This is a genomic window from Bacillus sp. PS196, from assembly GCF_037963555.1.
Classification (GTDB): domain Bacteria; phylum Bacillota; class Bacilli; order Bacillales; family Bacillaceae; genus Bacillus; species Bacillus subtilis.
The window spans coordinates 2,685,283-2,703,218 of record NZ_CP150159.1; the positions used below are offsets into that span (position 1 = coordinate 2,685,283).

A 17,936-nucleotide genomic window follows, 5' to 3' on the forward strand; every position below is an offset into this window, starting at 1 on the left:
AATATACCCAAATCCAAATGTAAGGATCTTGGATATATTTCCCGAGAAATTTTTTATTTAACAGCCACAATACATAGACAGGAATCACGCCTGATAACAGAAAGATCCCTGAAATGCTGGTCTTTCAGCAGTTGAATATACGTTTTCTCTTTTTCACCGGTATTTGTGTCAATACTGATATAAAACCGGCCGTCAATTTGAAGCACCCTGTAAATTTCTCTTAATGCAAGCCTAATATCGGTGCAGCTCTGAACCGTATGTAAAGAAAAGACTTTATTAAAGGTACGGTCATCAAAGGGAATGTCCTCTGGATAGCCATGAAAAAGCTCCCCGTTCCCCATGTTCTTTCGATTCGCACGTGATATCTGTCTTACCTTTCGCTTTGAAGGATCAATGCTTTTTAGGCTTCCCTTTTCTAGTTTCTTGGTTATGCTTTTAAAGACAGTGCCATTTCCGATTCCAATTTCTAAAATTCTGTCATTTTCTTGTATATCTATAGAGTCAATCATCATATGCTCAATTGTTTTGGTTAGCTTATATTTCCGAGAAAATAATTTCCAAAAATCCGATCGTTTATAGAGTCTATTTTCTAGCATTTTAAACACCTGCTTTTGGTTTCCTATGTTTATTTATTATATTCAAAAAATAAACATCATCTTCATTCTAAAAGTGAAGGAAGGTACCAACTAGACGGCAATGTATTGAGAAATGTTTCAATAGAACTAAACTTTTTCATTTTTTTCCGCAAAAAAAGCAGAAAACAAAATGTTTTCTGCCCTCTCTCTAATGCCAATGATAAGGGAATACATACAGCCTTTGCTGCTGCATTGCCATCAGCCTCTGCTGTCGGAATGGATTTCCATAACCATGTTTGAAGGAATGCGGCATGGACGCATAACCATGGCCAATCGACGGCAGCCTTTTTTGATAATCGTTCATCATGCCATCACCTGCCTCACAGTAACGTTGATTTATTGTATGCAGGCAGGCATTTTCTTGACAGCTGTTTCGCTAAACTTGGTCCTTCTCCATAGTATAATGCATCAATAGTTCCATTCTAAGCATATGCCATTCCCCCTTCAGTTTTTTTCGTTGCTTTTAGCGCCAGTTTGTTAAATAAAGATGCTTTAACTGAGACTCTTTCATTTCATCATAAATTTGTTCAATCTGCTGTTCTCGTTCGAATTCTTCCAGGCTTTTAAACCGTTTTTTAATCGTTAACGTTAAAAAGAATAGGTTAATCGTCATATCGCTCACCCCCTTTCAAAGTCCGCATCAAGCGAAATAACCCGCGGCACACCCCTTCTGCCGCGGGCAAATAAAAACCGCAGACAAAAGAAGACACCAATGCCTCTACTGCCTGCGGGGAGTTGCGTATGTCCGACTATTCCGAATTTAATGCGTGCGATAAGCATCGGTTAAGGAAGGACACGAACTCTTCCACAGGCTGAATAAACTATGAACTTTTACATGTGTATCACGTACAGGTTGACGTCGTTGTCTCATTGTCATTTTGGTTCAGCCTCCTTTGCTTTTTTCTTACTTTGTAAGTATATCCACCAAATTCCATTTTGTAAACATCTTTTTCTAAAAATGGACGGAAATTGTGTAAATCATCGAATGGATTTGCCCGTTGGTCATGACACCTGCTTCATTTCTTTTCTGGAACGGTCTTTCTTATGATATGCAATAAAATAAATGAGACCTACAAATACAGCTCCGCCGATAACATTACCGATAAAAGCCGGAATGATGTTTCCGATGAACTGCCCCCACGTGAATGAGCCTGCAAAAATGGCAGCAGGAATCACAAACATGTTGGCGACAACGTGCTGAAATCCGATAGCCACAAAAGCCATGATTGGGAACCAGATGCCAAGGATTTTTCCTGCTGCGTCTTGGGCGCCGAAAGAAAGCCACACTGCAAGACATACAAGCCAGTTACAGCCGATGCCGGAAATGAGAACCTTGCCAAAGCTCATATCGAGCTTTCCTTGGGCAACGGCAATCGTTTTTTCTAAATAGGGACCTGTTTCAGTCAATCCAACCAAATGCCCGAAAAAGTACGCAACAAACAATGCGCCGATTAAGTTCATAATTGTGACGATTCCCCAGTTAATCGCTAACTCTTTTACTGATATTTTTCTCGAAAATAACGCCATCGCAACTGACATCATATTGCCTGTGATCAGTTCGGCGCCAGCGAGTACGACAAGGATCAGACCGACTGGAAATACTGCTGCACCAATCAAACTGGACAGGCTCCCCCATTCTTTCGGAAGATCGCCGATTACCCTGATATCAAGCAAATACCCAAGCGCGATAAATGCACCGCCTAAAAACCCCAGCACAAGCAGTGACGGCAGTGGGAGCTTTATTTTTTTCATTCCTGCTTCAATTGTTGCTTCCGCTATTTCATCCGGTTTTCGAAAAGCCATAATTAAACGCCTCCATTACTTCTTCTTTTCTCACAGTTATGCAAGAAAGGCAATAAAAAAGGCAGCACTCAAATAACCTGTGTCAAACCAGGCGTTTGAATGCTGCCTAACTTGTATGCATACCCATACAACAATATCAAGCAGTATGAAGATATTGAAAGAGAATATATACAGTTCGTGCATACATTCCATTGCTTTAGCCTTCTATAACTGTAGCAACATCATATCAAATGTGACAAATTTGTGTCAATGACAAATATACTAGCTTTGCAGAACTTCTTTTTGCTCATCTATTTTTCGGTCAAAAACAAATACAGATACAGCGATGTTTTCCTCAATTTTAATATCAGAAAACAAATGGACTAGCTTAGCTCCCATGAGTTCCTCCATTCCTTCCGGTGTTTGTTTGGAATAAAGGTCTTGAATTAGGCTTGTCCGGGCCGCATGTACCATCTCTCTTCCTTCAGGCGTGCGGGCGATAAACTGCTCGCTTGCACTCAGATTTCCGTATAGTGTTGAAACTGCCATGTTTTCTACAAATACAGTATGAATTCTCTCAGGCCCTTTTCCGAACAATTCTTTGCGAAGTTTTCGAATGATATCATTGAATTCATGAATTTTTTTAGACATGCTGATTACCCCTTCCGATATTGCCTTATAAAGGCTTTTCCCGGTTCCCCTCAGGACATTTCACTTGGTTAAAATTTTCCTGCCATATTGTATTATAATAAATATCACATTATAATAAAAGCAGTGTTGATGGATTTGTAATAGGATCTTGTTATGAGTCTATCGTTTTATAAAAATCAAGGATTGGTCTGTTAGTAAGACTTGCTAGTGAACTATTCCGCCATGTGTGTTTACACCTTCTTAGAATTAAGGGCAGGTGTATCTATACATGGCTTTTTTTGACTTCTTGAAAGAAAGATGGAGGGGAATATGAATATGATGGACGTTAAGTCGATCAGTGTCCGTGTAGACGGAACAGAAATTCAAGCACGAGCAGGGGCCACAATTTTAGATATTTTAAATGAAAACGGAATTGAGTACCCGCAGATTTGCCACGTACCAGAGGTTGACCCGATTCAAACTTGTGATACTTGCATAGTAGAGGCAAACGGCAAGCTGGTTCGTTCATGCGCGACGGTTGCAGAAAACGGGATGTCTATTGATCTTTCAGGAAATCGAGTGAAAGAAGCGCAAACCGAAGCGATGGACCGCCTTCTTGAAAATCATTTGCTGTATTGTACAGTCTGCGATAACAACAATGGAAACTGTACGCTGCATAATACAGCGGAAATGATGGGGATCGAGCATCAAAAATACCCATACACGCCAAAAGAAGATCCTTCTTGCGCGGTTGATATGTCTCATCCTTTTTACCGCTATGATCCAAACCAATGTATTGCCTGCGGCCAGTGTGTTGAGGTCTGTCAAAACCTTCAGGTAAATGAAACACTCTCAATCGACTGGGAACGCGAACGCCCTCGCGTCATTTGGGATGAGGGAGTTCCGATCAATGAATCTTCCTGTGTCAGCTGCGGTCAGTGTGTAACAGTATGTCCATGTAATGCACTGATGGAAAAATCAATGCTCGGGCAGGCTGGTTTTATGACAGGCATTAAAGAGGACGTCATGGAACCGATGATTGATCTCGTGAAAAATGTTGAACCGGGGTATGGCAGCATTTTTGCCATTTCTGAAGTCGAAGCGGCAATGCGTGAAACGAGAACGAAAAAAACGAAAACTGTATGTACGTTCTGCGGTGTCGGATGTTCATTTGAAGTATGGACAAAAGGACGGGATATTTTAAAGATCCAGCCTGTTTCTGATGCTCCGGTTAACGCAATTTCCACATGTGTCAAAGGGAAATTCGGCTGGGATTTTGTCAATTCAAAAGAGCGGATCACAAAGCCTTTAATCCGTAAAAACGGAGCCTTTGTGGAATCTTCTTGGGAAGAAGCCCTCGATCTTGTCGCAAGCAGATTAGGATCAATTAAAGAGCAGTACGGTAAAGGCTCTGTAGGGTTTATTTCTTCTTCTAAAATTACGAATGAAGAAAACTACGTCATTCAAAAACTAGCGCGTCAGGTATTTGAAACAAACAACGTCGATAACTGCTCACGCTACTGCCAGTCTCCTGCTACAGACGGATTGTTCCGCACTGTCGGCATGGGCGGTGACGCCGGCACGATTAAAGATATTGCCAAAGCAGGCCTGGTCATCATTGTCGGTGCCAATCCGGCGGAAGGACACCCAGTGCTCGCAACACGCGTCAAACGGGCACACAAGCTCCACGGTCAAAAACTGATTGTTGCTGACCTGCGTAAAAATGAGATGGCTGAGCGATCTGATCTGTTCATCAGCCCTAAACAAGGCACAGACCAAGTTTGGCTGATGGCTGTTACGAAATATATGATCGACCAAGGCTGGCACGATCAGGCGTTTATTGATGAGAACGTCAATTACTTTGAAGATTATAAAGAAACCCTTAAAACGTATACGCTTGATTATGCAGAACGCATCACAGGCCTTTCAAAAGAAAACATCATTCAAATTGCTGAAATGATTCGTGATGCTGACGGCACTTGTGTCCTTTGGGGAATGGGTGTCACACAAAATACAGGCGGTTCTGATACATCAGCAGCCATTTCAAACCTGCTTCTCGCTACGGGCAACTATCGCCGTCCAGGTGCCGGCGCTTATCCTCTGCGCGGACACAATAACGTGCAAGGCGCATGTGATATGGGAACATTGCCTGGCTGGCTGCCGGGATATCAGCATATTACAGATGACAAAGCACGCGCTAAATTTGAAGAGGCATATGGTGTCGAGATTGATGGAAAGCCTGGTTTAGATAATATTCAAATGCTTCATGCCATTGAAGAAGGAAAAATGAAAGCTATGTATCTTGTCGGTGAGGATATGGCACTGGTCGATTCAAACGCGAACCATGTGCATGATATTTTATCAAGCCTTGATTTCTTCGTGGTACAGGACATCTTCCTGTCAAGAACAGCTCAATATGCTGATGTCGTCTTGCCGGCCACTCCTTCACTTGAAAAAGACGGAACATTTACCAACACAGAACGCCGTGTCCAGCGATTGTATCAGGCGCTTCCGACGCTTGGTGACGCAAAACCGGACTGGTGGATTATTCAAGAGGTGGCAAACCGTTTAGGAGCGAATTGGAATTACAGCCATCCAAGTGACATTTTCTCTGAAATGGCAAGTCTTTCTCCTCTGTTTGCCAAAGCAAGCTATGAGGTGCTTGAAGGCTGGAACAGCTTCCTATGGGGCAGCTTCACAGGTGAAAGCACACCGCTTCTGTATGAAGACGGATTTAATTTCCCTGACAAAAAAGCCCGCTTTGCCCTTTCTGATTGGACCGAGCCAGCGGCATTTCCGGAGGAATATGACCTTCATATCAATAACGGCCGGATGCTGGAGCATTTCCACGAAGGAAACATGACAAATAAATCGAAAGGCATCCAAGCGAAAGTGCCGAATGTATTCGTTGAGATCTCACCTGAGCTTGCACAAGAGCGAGGTGTTTGTGACGGTTCGCTTGTACGGCTCGTTTCTCCGTTCGGAGCAGTCAAATTGAACGCGCTGATCACAGACCGGGTACGGAAAAATGAACTCTATTTGCCAATGAACTCGACAGACAAGGAGTCAGCGATTAACTTCTTGACGGGCCCTGCAGCTGATAAACGGACGAACACGCCTGCTTATAAACAGACAAAGGTCCGCATGGAAGTGCTTGGCGGCTGTGAAACAGCGCCGCTTCCAAAAACAAATCCGCGCAACAAAAAACGGCATCCGCAAAACGGAGTCGAAGCAGAAAGAAAATGGAACCGCCCTGGCTATGTACATCTGACTGATTAAACGATAGGAGGAAAACGAATGGCCACTCCGATTACGACGATCAAAAAAGAAACAAAAACAGCTGAGCAAATGAAGCTTGAAAAAATAGAAGAACTGAAAGAGCTGCTGGCGGAAAATGAGGACGCCGTCTCTAAAACGATGACGTTAATGAATGAACTCAATGATCTTGGAATTTTTGATGCGGCAACAAGCATGCTCAGAGCGAAGGAAGACATTGCCAAGATTGCGCTTGGCCAAGTTTCCCGCGAGCCTGTCACCAACCTCATCAACACGATGATGGCCGCCGGAGGCGCATTGACAAAAGCCGATCCTGAGTTTACAGCAAAGCTTTTAGAAAGCGTAATGGCTGGGACTGAACAGGCACAAAGCTTTTTAAAAGAAGACAAGAAAGTCGGGATTCTCGACCTGTTAAAAGCAATGAACGATCCTGACATCAACAGAGCCGTCGGGTTCGGCCTTCAGTTTTTAAAAGGCATGGGAAAAGAACTTCGAGAACAATAACAGAAAAACAGCCATCTCTGATGATGGCTGTTTTTTTATTCGTCGGCTTCTTCCAGACGCTTCTTGTAAATAAGTGAACGGTCAGCGCAAAAGAAGGCACCGGCTAAAAATACGCAATCCGCTAAAAACATCGTCGATTTCTGGCCTAATGTTAAGCCTTGATCAGGGAGAACTGCGCCTATATATAAAAAAGTGCTGACTGCAAGCAATGTAAAAGCAAAATGCTTGTAGTCTTCTTTTAAAGATTTCATTCTATTTTTGTTCAAAAGAATCACCTGCCAGATTCATAGTATACGACTATTATAATATAATCCGGCGGCTTACAGAGAAAGTAATTCTATCCATTTGTTATATATTTTCAAGCGCTTGGCCGATATCTTCCAACAAGTCTTCCGCATCTTCAATTCCTACAGAAATTCTGATCAAGCCGTCCGTAATGCCGAGCTCAAGCCGGCGTTCTCTCGGAATAGAGGCATGTGTCATTCTTGCAGGAACAGAAATTAAGCTTTCAACCGCCCCCAGGCTTTCAGCAATGGTAAACAGTTTCAGATTTCCTAAAAACGCATCAACCCGTTCTTCACTGCCAATATCAAAGGAGATCATGCCGCCGAAGCCCGCTCCTTGCGTTTTTGCAAGCTCATGTCCGGGATGATTTGAAGAACCAGGGTAATATAACGTTTGGACAGCAGGGTGATTCTCAAGAAAGCTTGCGATTTTCCGCGCATTTTGATCGATCGCTTCCATTCTGAGTCCCAACGTTTTGATTCCTCTCATTAACAGCCAGGAATCTTGAGGGCCGAGCACGCCGCCTGTGGAGTTTTGCACAAAATGCAGCTCTTCTCCAAGCTCTTTCGAAGCTGTCACAACTAAACCTCCGACGACATCACTGTGTCCGCCAAGATATTTTGTCGCACTGTGCAGTACGATATCAGCGCCTAAAGTAAGCGGCTGTTGAAAATAAGGAGTATTAAAGGTATTGTCTACGATAAGCAGAACACCCGCTTTTTTTGCGATATCAGCCATGAGCGTCAGGTCGGTGATTTTGAGCAACGGGTTTGTCGGTGTTTCAATATAAATTGCTTTTGTATTAGGGCGAATCGCTTTTTCAACTTCTTCCCTGCTGCTCGTATCAACAAATGTTGATTCAATGCCAAGACGGTTAAGCACCTTTGTCATCACGCGATATGTTCCGCCGTACACATCATCAGTCAACACGACATGATCTCCGCTGTTAAACAGCATCATAACCGCTGTAATGGCAGCCATTCCTGAGCTGAACGCATAGCCTGCTTCCCCGCTTTCCAGTTCTGTCACAAGTGCTTCGAGAGCGGTTCGAGTCGGATTGGCCGTTCTTGAATACTCGTAGCCTGTATGCTGCCCTGCTTTCGGCTGCTTGTACGTGCTTACTTGATAAATCGGCACGGAAACTGCGCCTGTTTTCTCATCACCTGTGATTCCGCCATGTATCATCAATGTTTTTTTCTTCATATCAGATGCCTCCTTCGTATATTTGTTTGCTGATATATCGATCGCTGCTGTCAGGAAATACTGTGACAATGTTAGTTCCAGCGGATGCTTTTTTCGCTTCCTCCAATGCCGCATAAAGCGCTGCACCTGAAGAGCTTCCGATCAGCAGGCCTTCTTTTTCTGCCGCTTCTTTCACAAGTCTAAACGCATTCTCATCTGTTACGGTGTAGATCTCGTCAAAATGGCTCTTATCCATATAATCGGGGATAAACTCCATGCCGATGCCCTCTGTTTTATGAGCGTGGGGCTCTCCTCCGTTTAAAATCGAGCCCACCGGTTCAACAATCACCGTTTTGACTGCTGGATTTTTTTCTTTTAAGAAGGAAGCTGTCCCTGCGAATGTGCCTCCTGATCCTGCCCCTGCGACAAATGTATGAATATTCCCGTCAAGCGCTTCCCACATTTCAGGTCCAAGCGTCTTATAGTAAGTCGATGGATTTACTCGGTTTTTAAATTGCAAAACGCAATAAGAATTTTCAATTTCAGTCTCCAGCTGAATGGCTTTTTGAATGGCTCCCTGCATTCCGTCTTGACGCGGTGTATGAATGATTGATGCGCCAAGCGCTTGCATAATTTGCTGTTTCTCTCTGCTGAAATGTTCAGGGACACAGAAAATCGCTTTCAGCCCATATTTTCTGGCACTTAACGCAAGGCCGATCCCTGTATTGCCTGCCGTAGCTTCTATAATCACTCCGCCGGGTTTCACTTTGCCTGAATCGAGCGCGTCACGAATCAGCATATCTCCCAGTCTGTCTTTGATGCTTCCCCCTGGATTCATCATTTCAAGCTTGGCATACACCGCGACTCCTTCTGGAACATCAAAGTTCTTCAAGCGGAGAAGCGGTGTATTCCCAATCAGCTCGGTAATGTCCGTAATCACTGTCATATATGTCCTCCTCCTTAATAGAGGTTGTTTTTAGAGAAAAACGGAGGAGAACGTTCTCCCCGTTTTAATGAATTCGTTTGATCACCTTTAACACAAGCTCTGTTGAATGAACAGCCGCCTGCTCTAAAAATTGGTCAAATGAAACATGTGATTCTTTGCCTGCGATATCTGATAACGCTCTGATGACGACAAACGGCGTTTTAAATTGATGGCATACTTGAGCCACTGCCGCAGCCTCCATTTCAACCGCGTACAGATCAGAAAATCTCGCACGCACCTCTTCAACCCGCTTCGGATCGTTCATGAAAGAATCGCCTGTTGCAATCGTTCCTTTTGCAACCTGAATGCCGTCGAGTTCAGATACCGCTTCTTCAGTGATGCTGATCAGCTTTTCATCCGCCGCATAAGCAGCCGGAAGACCCGGCACTTGGCCGTATTCATAGTCAAAAGCCGTTACGTCTACATCGTGGTGACGAACGTCAGTGGAAATAACGACATCCCCTACATTCAATGTATGATGAAATCCGCCGGCTGAGCCTGTGTTAATGACATAATCAGGCTTGTAACGGTCAAGCAGAAGCGTCGTGCTGATAGCAGCATTTACTTTTCCAATTCCTGATTTTAAAAGAATCACTTCAGTTCCTTCGTATTCGCCTGTTGTAAATTCACAGTGTGCGATCGTTTCTGTTTTTGCATTTTCAAGTTTGTTTCTTAAGATGGTAACTTCCTCTTCCATTGCTCCGATGACTGCTAGTCTCATCTATTCACATTCCCTTCACTTTACCGTTTGATCGCCTCCATTATCCACACGAAGTCGTTTTGCTGAGTGAATCGGACTGCAAAACCTTCAGCTGTAAACATTTCTTTCAACGCATCCAATGTAGGATAATGCTCTGTCTCTAAATCATTTGCAAGCTGATAAAAGCCTTGAGAACGGGCTTTATCGATAGCCTGTTGATACGCTTGCGCATTTTCAAAGACGGTATCGGCAAACACTATTTTATCATGCAAGTGAAGGTATTTGCCATATTGCTTTATGGCAGCCCGCTTTTCTTCGTCAGTCAAATGATGAAAAGCATATGAACTGACAATTGTATCAGCCTGAAATGGCGGCTCAGGGAATGTCAGGAAGTCTCCATCAACGATTTCCGACCTGCCTGAAAGCTTGTCAGAAGCCAGTTTACGCATTGCTGGAGAAGGTTCGACTCCAAATACAGTTTTGCCTGCATCGAGCAGCTTAGCTGTCAAATTCCCTGTCCCCGGGCCAAATTCTAACACATGCGTTCCAGATTTTCTGACGATGGCATCAAGGATATGATCGTAGCCTCTGAATGCTTCTTTATACTGAATATCTAAACCTTGTACTGTTTGATCATAAGTTGCTGCCCAATCTTCAAAGAGAGGGATAAATTCACGTCCCATATTTGTCACACTCCATATTTAATAATTCCTATAAGCATACTATGAATTAATGATGGAACAGTTCCTATATTACCACATCTTCTGAAAAGCAGGTACTAAAACACTTTGTGTATTTTATGCCATCTCATATTGCGCATTGACCGCAAAAAAGCTTATACTTCATATGACTTGTGAAAGCTGGAGGGTCAAGACATGAATTTTCAATTAGATCTGATTAAAGACAAAGTGGAATTTTTTGAAGCCGCTTCATTGCAGGAGCTTGAAAAGAAAATCAATACACAAATTGAAAACAATAAAGCCATCATGCTCCGGGTGAAATCTGTTTCACACCAAACTGCTGTGGCAGAAGGAAGAATATTGTACAGCGCGGTGGTTCATTTCGCAGCTGAAGCCTAAAACAAAAGCAGCCGGTTGTAACCCGGCTGCTTTTGTTTATTTTAGCTTTTCTACTTTTGTCGGCTTCCAGCCTTTTCCATCGATCCATGTAATCGTGACTTGATATTTATTCCCAGTCGCCTTGTCCAAAATTTTGCCTTTGGCATCCTGAGGGCTGCCGTTATTTCCAAGCCAGAGCACCGTCATGTTATCTGTTGAGACACCAGTTGCGTACGAAATGGCTTTCAGCATCTCAGCCCAGTCTTGTGAACTTGAATCATAAGTAGCGGCATGCTCGCCAGTCTGCTCAGTTCCGACTGCTTTCCAGTTAGGATTTTCATACGTTTTTTCCACATCGCTCGATGAGCCGCCTTCTGTTACTTTTGCATCTTTAAGCCCGTCACCGGCTGAATCTGAGCTTGAATCTGAATCAGAGTCATCTTTTTTAGAAGAAGAATCATCTTTTTTGGAATCAGAGTCAGAAGACTTCTCAGAATCCTTTTCGCTGTCAGATGTATCTTTCTTGCTGTCTTTTATATCCTCATCCGATTTCTTTTCCGTCTTTCCTGAAGCCGGAGATTCCTGTTTTTGCGCCGTTTCAGAATCCTTGCTGACATCTTTGCTAGAAGGACTGTTAATGAAGAGATTCGCTGCTACTACGACAATTAGTATGGATACGATTGCGATTAAAATGTTAAGCACTAAATTGGCTTTTCTGCGTTTATCACGATTTTCATAACGAGATTGATTATTGCTCAATAATTCTGCACTCCTTTATCCCTCTTGGCTCAGCATATATTTTAACATGTGCTGAGAAGTTGTTCTATTTCTGATTGATTTCAATTTCGTGTACTTTTTTAACAATATCATAAAACACCGAATTTGTCAGAGCCTTATCTCCCGGTGTATCCATGTGTAAAACAACCAGAGCGTATTTCGGCTTATCCGCGGGAAAATATCCGGCAAACCATTTTTCGTAGAGCGTTTCCTTCTCTTTTGAAAGCTTGCCTGTCTGGGCTGTGCCCGACTTCCCTGCTACAGTATACGGAAGATCTTGAAACCTTCTGCCCGTTCCGGAAGGAGATTCTACTACCCGCCGCAGTATTTTTTGAAGCTGCTGTGACGTATATTTGTCTATCGTTTCCCCTTTGAGCTTCTGATCTTTAAACGTAACGAGCGTTGTGCCGTTCTTATACTCAATTTGTTCGGCAATTTTCACCTGCCGTTTTTCTCCGCCGCGGGCGATTGTCGCCATCATATTGGCTATCTCCAGCGGCGTTACCTTTACATTTTTCTGCCCGATTGCTGTTTGCGCAATGGCTTTTTTGACTGATTTGTCTTTTTCATCCCCCCAAATCACGCCGCTTTTTTCGTTATACAGCTGGCGGAAATCGGTTTCGTGGTACAGTTTTCCCTCCCAGCCTGCCCGATCAGTGAGAGCCAGCTTCTCGGACATATCTTCAATAACCGAGCTGTCTTTTTTCATTAATTGTTCTGCAAGACTCGTAAATGTGTAATTACAACTTTGGGCAAAACTTTCATCAAAAGACAAGGTTCCTTTGTCGTCCCCCGGTTCCCCATACAGGTTTAAATTGCAATTAAAGATTTGACTAGGCTTCACCATATTATTTTCGATTGCAGCTGCGGCAATGACTGTTTTAAAAACTGATCCGGGATAGATTGGCGTCAGCATATAATTTTGAAGTGTGTTTTGCCGGGACACATCCGCATCTGGTTTGCTTACAATTCCCAGAACACTGCTATTTTCGATGTCCAGCAGCACAGCTCCTCCCTTTTTCAGCCCCTGTTCATCCAATACCTCCTCCATTGCTTTTTGAATGCTTTGATCGATCGTTGTTTTGACCTGGAGCGGATAAAATGTATTGGCTTCAGCTGTATATTTGACGTCCATGCCAAACAAAGGGTTTCCTTTTCCATCCACATGATATAAAAGCTTTGTGTCTTGTTCCGGAAGCAAAAACTCGTCAAATGTCCGTTCTAAACCGGTTGTTCCGATTTCTGTTGTAATCGGAAGGCTCTCCTTGTCAGGATATTTCTTGCGAAGCAGCGCCGGATCTTGGTTCGTGCTCCCTATCGTATGTGAAGCAAGGCTGGGCTTGTCTTCATTCTCCATATATACGCCGTAAATACCGGGATATTTCAAAGAATTGATTTTTGTGATAGATTGTTTTGAAAGTGTTTTGATTTTCTTTTGCTGCAAAATGACCGGTTTTTTTGCCTGACCTAGTGTCTGGCGCAAATCATCTTCAGACATGCCGAGGATGTCCGCAACTTTTTTGATCGGCCAATCCTGCGTCAGCAGAAAAGGGAACAAAACAACCGCAGGCTCGCTTTGTCCTGTCAGCGCCCGCCCGTTTCGATCTAAAAAAGAGCCTCTTCCATCTGAAATGAGCACTTCCTCCGTCCGCTGTTTCACACTTTCTTGAATCAAATTAATTTTCTTTTTAGAAAATGATTCTGTGAAAAACAGCTGGATTTCTGCAAGCCTCAGCAGAAGCAGAAAAAATACAATCAAAAAAGCGATGACTGCCAGCTTCATTCGTTTCGATATCTTCATAAAAAAACACCTCACCCACATTGTGGACGAGGTGTTTCGCTGCTAAACAGATATTATGAAATTTTCACAATTTTCACGAGCATTTCTCCGCCCGGTGTTTGTACTGTGACTTCTTCATCTACTTTTTTGCCCAAGAGGCTTTTTGCGATCGGTGAATCGTTTGAGATTTTCCCTTCAAACGGGTCAGCTTCTGCGCTTCCGACGATCGTATATGATTCTTCATCACCGTCAGGCAGTTCGACGAAAGTGACGGTTTTACCCAAACCGACAACGTTAGAGCCGCCGTCATCTTCAATGATTTTCGCATTGCGAATCATATTTTCAAGAGTCGTCACGCGGCCCTCTACAAATGCCTGCTCTTCTTTCGCTGAATCGTATTCAGAGTTCTCGGAAAGGTCTCCGAAGCTTCTCGCAATTTTGATTCGCTCTACTACTTCTTTTCGTTTAACCGTTTTCAAATATTCTAATTCTTGTTCAAGTTTTTGTTTTCCTTCTGCAGTCATAGGAAAAACTTTCTCTTGTGCCATGTCCCTTCACTCCTTCTGGTTGTCCCTCAACATCTTCGATTATGTATGAGAGCATAAACTAAAAAATACAAGAATGAGAACACAGGGCAGTCCTCGTTCTTCTCTCCCATATAGGTACTGTTTATCTTAAACTGAATCGTGTCGTTCTGCAAATATTTCGCGTTTATAAACAGGGAAAGAAGGGAATTCGCACATTCCCTTCCTGCCTATACATAATATGGTCAGAGTTATTTATGTCTATGCTATGGTATTACAAAATCGCGTTTTGTTCAAGAATGGTTTGAATTTTTGTGACCATCAGATCAATTGCGACGTGATTCTGACCGCCTTCCGGGATAATAATATCAGCGTATCGTTTCGTCGGCTCGACGAATTGGTTATGCATCGGACGGACCACTGACACATATTGTTCAATGACAGAATCAATAGAGCGTCCGCGCTCATTAATATCTCTCATAATCCGTCTGATGATACGCAAGTCAGCGTCCGTATCAACATAAAGCTTGATATCCATCAGATCACGAAGCCTTTTGTCTTCAAGAACAAGAATGCCTTCAAGGATAATAACATCCTTTGGCTCTACGTGAACCGTTTCTTCTGAACGTGTGTGAAGCTTATAGTCATAAATCGGCTTTTCAATCGGGCGGTAATTCAATAGATCCTGAATATGCTCGATTAAATAGTCATTATCAAACGCAAGCGGATGATCATAGTTTGTGTTCAGCCTTTCTTCAAACGGAAGATGGCTTTGGTCTTTATAATAAAGGTCCTGCTGGATCATTAAAATTGAGTGTCCTTTAAACTGTTCATAAATGGACCGTGTGACACTCGTTTTTCCTGAACCGGAACCTCCTGCGATTCCAATGACTACTGGATTCTTACCCATGGGCTGTTACTTCCCCTTTCTCATCATGTTGCTCGGATAAATCTTTTTGTCTAGTTTGAATTTGACAATTTGCAGGGGATGGCGGGCAGCATCTAGCTCATTTCCGTCTTCGTCCCAAATGGTTTCAATCGTATGTGTAAAGTTTTCGATTTCTGGACCGAAAAATTCCACTTCGTCGCCTTTTTTGAAGAAATTGCGCTGCTGAAGCGTGACCATTTGTGTATCTTCATCATAATTCAGCACTAAGCCGACAAAATCATATGTCGTTTTCTTGGCGTGTTCGCCGAACATTTGCTCTTCATAGCCTGGCGTTCCTTCAAAGAAAGCTGTCGCAGTGTCCCTGTTGGCGCACTTATCAAGCTCTTCAAGCCATTCTTTTTGAATCACAAAGTTTTCTGGATCAGCGCAATAAGCATCGATTACTTTGCGGTATACGCTGACAACAGTTGCTACATAGTGAATGGATTTCATGCGGCCTTCAATCTTTAAGCTGTCGATCCCCATTTCAATCATTTTTGGAATGGATTCAATCAGCTTCAAATCTTTCGGGCTCATCGCAAATGGTGCATCTTCTTCACCATACAAAGCAACGGCGTTGGCACCGTCTGTTTGGTAGAGATCATAATCCCAGCGGCATGACTGGCAGCAGCCTCCGCGATTGGAATCCCGCGCTGTCATGTGATTGCTCAGCACGCAGCGGCCGGAATATGCAATACACATTGCGCCATGAATGAAGGATTCGATTTCGATATCTACCTTTTCTTTCATTTCTCTGATTTCAAGAGCGCTAGTTTCACGTGCCAGCACGACGCGGTCGAGACCTTCTTCCTTCCAGAACTGGACAGCCTTCCAGTTTGAAAGAGACTGCTGTGTGCTCAAGTGAACCTCAACATTCGGCGCCACTCTGCGGCATGTTTCAATAATAAGCGGATCTGCCACAATAATACCGGCAACGTTGGCGTCTCCAAGCGCTTTTAAATAGTCTTCAAGCCCGTCCATGTTTTCATTATGAGCGAAAATATTCGTTGTTACGTAGATCTTCGCGCCATATTTCTTTGCGAATTCAACGCCTTCTGCAATTTCTTCGATCGTAAAGTTATCGGCATTCGAGCGAAGCCCGTATTCCTGTCCCCCGATAAAGACCGCGTCCGCTCCGTAATGAACAGCGATTTTCAGCTTTTCAAGATTACCAGCAGGTGCGAGAAGCTCCGGCTTTTTCGTAATCACACGCTTTCCATTAACGATTGTGGATATTTTATCATTTACGGCAGTCATAGCTTAACCTCCTTTTGATTAATAAACCGTTTCCTTGAAGAAGAATCCGGTATCAATTTTTCTGTTTACTGGCTGGATGCTTTCAATGCGTTCGATCCAGTCTTCTTTTTTCGCTTCGTATTCGTCACGGTTTTCCACGCACAAATCAATTGCTTCTCTGTACATTTTGGTGACTTCTATTAGGTATTCAGGCGTTTTCAAAACACCATCGATTTTGAAAGAATCAATTCCGGCATCTATCAATTCCTCGAGCTCATCAATGATGCACACATCGTTCGGGCTCATGATGTGAGTGCCGTTTTCATCTTCGAAAATCGGATATTTATTATCACGTTCTTTATCGTGTAAAAACATGCCTGATTCTTTTTTCTTTCTTTCAATGTCCATGACTTTGCCCTGATATTCAAAATAGTTTCCAATCAAAGAACGCTTCGATTGGAACATGCACGTCATTCCATGCACCTGGATTTCAATTTCGACTTCCGCATTTTCTTTAATCTCAACAATGCTGTCCATGTTTAATTCTCTGGCAAGCACAGAACGCGCCGCACCCTTGCGTCCCCAGTAGTTGCATGTATAATAGTTGGTGCCTGTCGTTTCTGTGCTCCAATGAAGCTTCAGATCAGGCGCAGATTCACGGGCAGCCATCAGCACGGCAGGATCGCCAAATACCGCTGCATCGACACCGGCTTCTGCTAAGAAAGCCAGATATTCGCCAAGCTCACCCACTTTATCGTTATGGAAAATTGCATTTACAGCAACGTATATTTTTGCCCCTTCTTTGTGAGCAATCTCTACGGCTTTTGTTACATCTTCACGAGAAAATTCTCCGGCTAATCTCAAGCCGTATCTCTGTTCCCCAACTAAAAACGCAGTTGCCCCAGCCTGTATGAGCGGCAAAATGTCCGCTGTACTCGTCGGCGTCACTAAGAGCTCTGGTTTTTTCATGACGTTCACCTCTTCTTTTTACTAATCGCAAGTCCGTCCCCGACAGGAATAATCGCAGTTTGATAATCCGGATGATTCATCAGCCAATGATTATATTCATCAATTTTTGCTACAAGCCTGCGCCTTCTCTTCGGTTCTATTTTGCTGTAATCCTCTGCCACCAGACCTTTAAACAGCACGTTGTCTGTTATAATCACCCCGTCCGGTGAAAGCATCGGTTCATATAAATGAAAAAAGTTTTGATACTGACCTTTTGCAGCGTCAATAAAAATGACATCGTAAGGCGCGGTTACATGAACGGCGTCGGCTAATTCAAGCGCATCTCCGTAAAAAACATGAATCCGGTCATCAAGCTGAAATTCCTTGATATTGTTTACCGCTTCTTCATGCCGTTTCTCATTGCGTTCAATTGTATATATTTCAGCAGACGGCAGCTCCAGCGCCATTCGAATGGCTGAATAACCAATGGCCGTTCCGATTTCTAGTATTTTTTTCGGCTGTTTCACAGACAAAATTTGAAGCAGCACCTCCATGCCCGCTTTTTCCATAATCGGGACATGATGTTCTTCTGCATATGCTTCAAGCTTCTTCACGTTATCCGGCCGAGGCTTTAATAATGCTTCTATATAGTCATTTATTTGTTCATACCGGTCAGTCACTACAAACAGCCTCCCGTTCTAAAAAG

The 17,936-nt window shown here is 43.3% G+C and carries 20 protein-coding genes; 3 read left to right on the plus strand and 17 right to left on the minus strand.

From position 1 onward, the window contains the following. Positions 1-53 precede the first annotated feature (53 nt). The 5 genes from NST79_RS14060 to NST79_RS14080 all read right to left on the minus strand — a co-directional run bounded on the left by NST79_RS14060 (position 54) and on the right by NST79_RS14080 (position 3,068). Positions 54-596, minus strand: a complete 543-nt coding sequence (locus NST79_RS14060) for a methyltransferase domain-containing protein (protein ID WP_212058928.1) — start codon at positions 594-596, stop codon at positions 54-56. 187 nt (positions 597-783) lie between these two features. Further along, positions 784-942: a hypothetical protein gene (locus tag NST79_RS14065; protein ID WP_003229817.1), complete on the minus strand. Its 159-nt coding sequence runs from the start codon at positions 940-942 to the stop codon at positions 784-786. Positions 943-1,098: 156 nt separating this feature from the next. Then, positions 1,099-1,248, minus strand: a complete 150-nt coding sequence (locus tag NST79_RS14070; protein WP_004399102.1) for a YrzI family small protein — start codon at positions 1,246-1,248, stop codon at positions 1,099-1,101. A gap of 389 nt (positions 1,249-1,637) precedes the next feature. Beyond that, entirely contained in the window at positions 1,638-2,438 is an 801-nt protein-coding gene (locus NST79_RS14075; RefSeq protein ID WP_130572633.1) for a formate/nitrite transporter family protein, read from the minus strand. Between the two features lie 261 nt (positions 2,439-2,699). Continuing rightward, complete coding sequence (locus NST79_RS14080; RefSeq protein WP_003229814.1) at positions 2,700-3,068, minus strand: DUF2294 domain-containing protein; 369 nt, start codon at positions 3,066-3,068, stop codon at positions 2,700-2,702. A gap of 315 nt (positions 3,069-3,383) precedes the next feature. On the opposite strand from NST79_RS14080, the gene fdhF reads away from it, so the two are divergent. Beyond that, positions 3,384-6,326 (plus strand): formate dehydrogenase subunit alpha, encoded by a 2,943-nt coding sequence (fdhF, locus tag NST79_RS14085; protein WP_010886582.1) that lies wholly within the window; start codon positions 3,384-3,386, stop codon positions 6,324-6,326. Between the two features lie 18 nt (positions 6,327-6,344). Beyond that, positions 6,345-6,827, plus strand: a complete 483-nt coding sequence (locus tag NST79_RS14090) for a DUF1641 domain-containing protein (protein WP_029727145.1) — start codon at positions 6,345-6,347, stop codon at positions 6,825-6,827. 35 nt (positions 6,828-6,862) lie between these two features. Here the strand turns inward: NST79_RS14090 and NST79_RS14095 are convergent, their stop codons facing one another. From NST79_RS14095 to NST79_RS14115, 5 genes are all read right to left on the minus strand, one after another. Beyond that, positions 6,863-7,093: a YrhC family protein gene (locus NST79_RS14095; RefSeq protein WP_003237358.1), complete on the minus strand. Its 231-nt coding sequence runs from the start codon at positions 7,091-7,093 to the stop codon at positions 6,863-6,865. Positions 7,094-7,175: 82 nt separating this feature from the next. Beyond that, complete coding sequence (locus tag NST79_RS14100) at positions 7,176-8,315, minus strand: bifunctional cystathionine gamma-lyase/homocysteine desulfhydrase (protein ID WP_003229810.1); 1,140 nt, start codon at positions 8,313-8,315, stop codon at positions 7,176-7,178. A gap of 1 nt (position 8,316) precedes the next feature. After that, positions 8,317-9,240 carry an O-acetylserine dependent cystathionine beta-synthase gene (locus tag NST79_RS14105; RefSeq protein WP_003229809.1) on the minus strand — a complete coding sequence of 308 codons (924 nt, stop codon included), beginning with the start codon at positions 9,238-9,240 and terminating at the stop codon, positions 8,317-8,319. Positions 9,241-9,304: 64 nt separating this feature from the next. Further along, positions 9,305-10,000, minus strand: coding sequence for a 5'-methylthioadenosine/S-adenosylhomocysteine nucleosidase (gene mtnN / locus NST79_RS14110; protein WP_009967881.1), 696 nt, complete (start codon positions 9,998-10,000; stop codon positions 9,305-9,307). A 20-nt stretch (positions 10,001-10,020) separates the two neighbouring features. After that, positions 10,021-10,662, minus strand: a complete 642-nt coding sequence (locus NST79_RS14115; RefSeq protein ID WP_212058930.1) for a class I SAM-dependent methyltransferase — start codon at positions 10,660-10,662, stop codon at positions 10,021-10,023. Between the two features lie 192 nt (positions 10,663-10,854). On the opposite strand from NST79_RS14115, the gene NST79_RS14120 reads away from it, so the two are divergent. Continuing rightward, positions 10,855-11,058, plus strand: coding sequence for a YrzA family protein (locus NST79_RS14120; RefSeq protein ID WP_014477495.1), 204 nt, complete (start codon positions 10,855-10,857; stop codon positions 11,056-11,058). Positions 11,059-11,094: 36 nt separating this feature from the next. Here NST79_RS14120 and NST79_RS14125 read toward each other — a convergent pair whose 3' ends face one another. The 7 genes from NST79_RS14125 to NST79_RS14155 form a co-directional block, all read right to left on the minus strand. Next, positions 11,095-11,796: a YrrS family protein gene (locus NST79_RS14125; protein WP_212058932.1), complete on the minus strand. Its 702-nt coding sequence runs from the start codon at positions 11,794-11,796 to the stop codon at positions 11,095-11,097. A gap of 64 nt (positions 11,797-11,860) precedes the next feature. Next, positions 11,861-13,615: a penicillin-binding protein 2 gene (locus tag NST79_RS14130; protein ID WP_212058934.1), complete on the minus strand. Its 1,755-nt coding sequence runs from the start codon at positions 13,613-13,615 to the stop codon at positions 11,861-11,863. Between the two features lie 53 nt (positions 13,616-13,668). Next, on the minus strand, positions 13,669-14,142 hold the full coding sequence (gene greA, locus NST79_RS14135; protein WP_004399078.1) for a transcription elongation factor GreA: 474 nt from the start codon (positions 14,140-14,142) through the stop codon (positions 13,669-13,671). Between the two features lie 250 nt (positions 14,143-14,392). Further along, positions 14,393-15,028: a uridine kinase gene (udk, locus tag NST79_RS14140; RefSeq protein ID WP_003225916.1), complete on the minus strand. Its 636-nt coding sequence runs from the start codon at positions 15,026-15,028 to the stop codon at positions 14,393-14,395. A gap of 6 nt (positions 15,029-15,034) precedes the next feature. Then, positions 15,035-16,303 carry a U32 family peptidase gene (locus tag NST79_RS14145; RefSeq protein ID WP_003229802.1) on the minus strand — a complete coding sequence of 423 codons (1,269 nt, stop codon included), beginning with the start codon at positions 16,301-16,303 and terminating at the stop codon, positions 15,035-15,037. A gap of 18 nt (positions 16,304-16,321) precedes the next feature. Then, the gene (locus NST79_RS14150; protein WP_070547588.1) at positions 16,322-17,251 is read right to left on the minus strand and encodes a peptidase U32 family protein; all 930 of its coding nucleotides are present in this window, start codon (positions 17,249-17,251) and stop codon (positions 16,322-16,324) included. Positions 17,252-17,256: 5 nt separating this feature from the next. Next, positions 17,257-17,910: an O-methyltransferase gene (locus tag NST79_RS14155; RefSeq protein WP_014480416.1), complete on the minus strand. Its 654-nt coding sequence runs from the start codon at positions 17,908-17,910 to the stop codon at positions 17,257-17,259. Positions 17,911-17,936 lie beyond the last annotated feature (26 nt).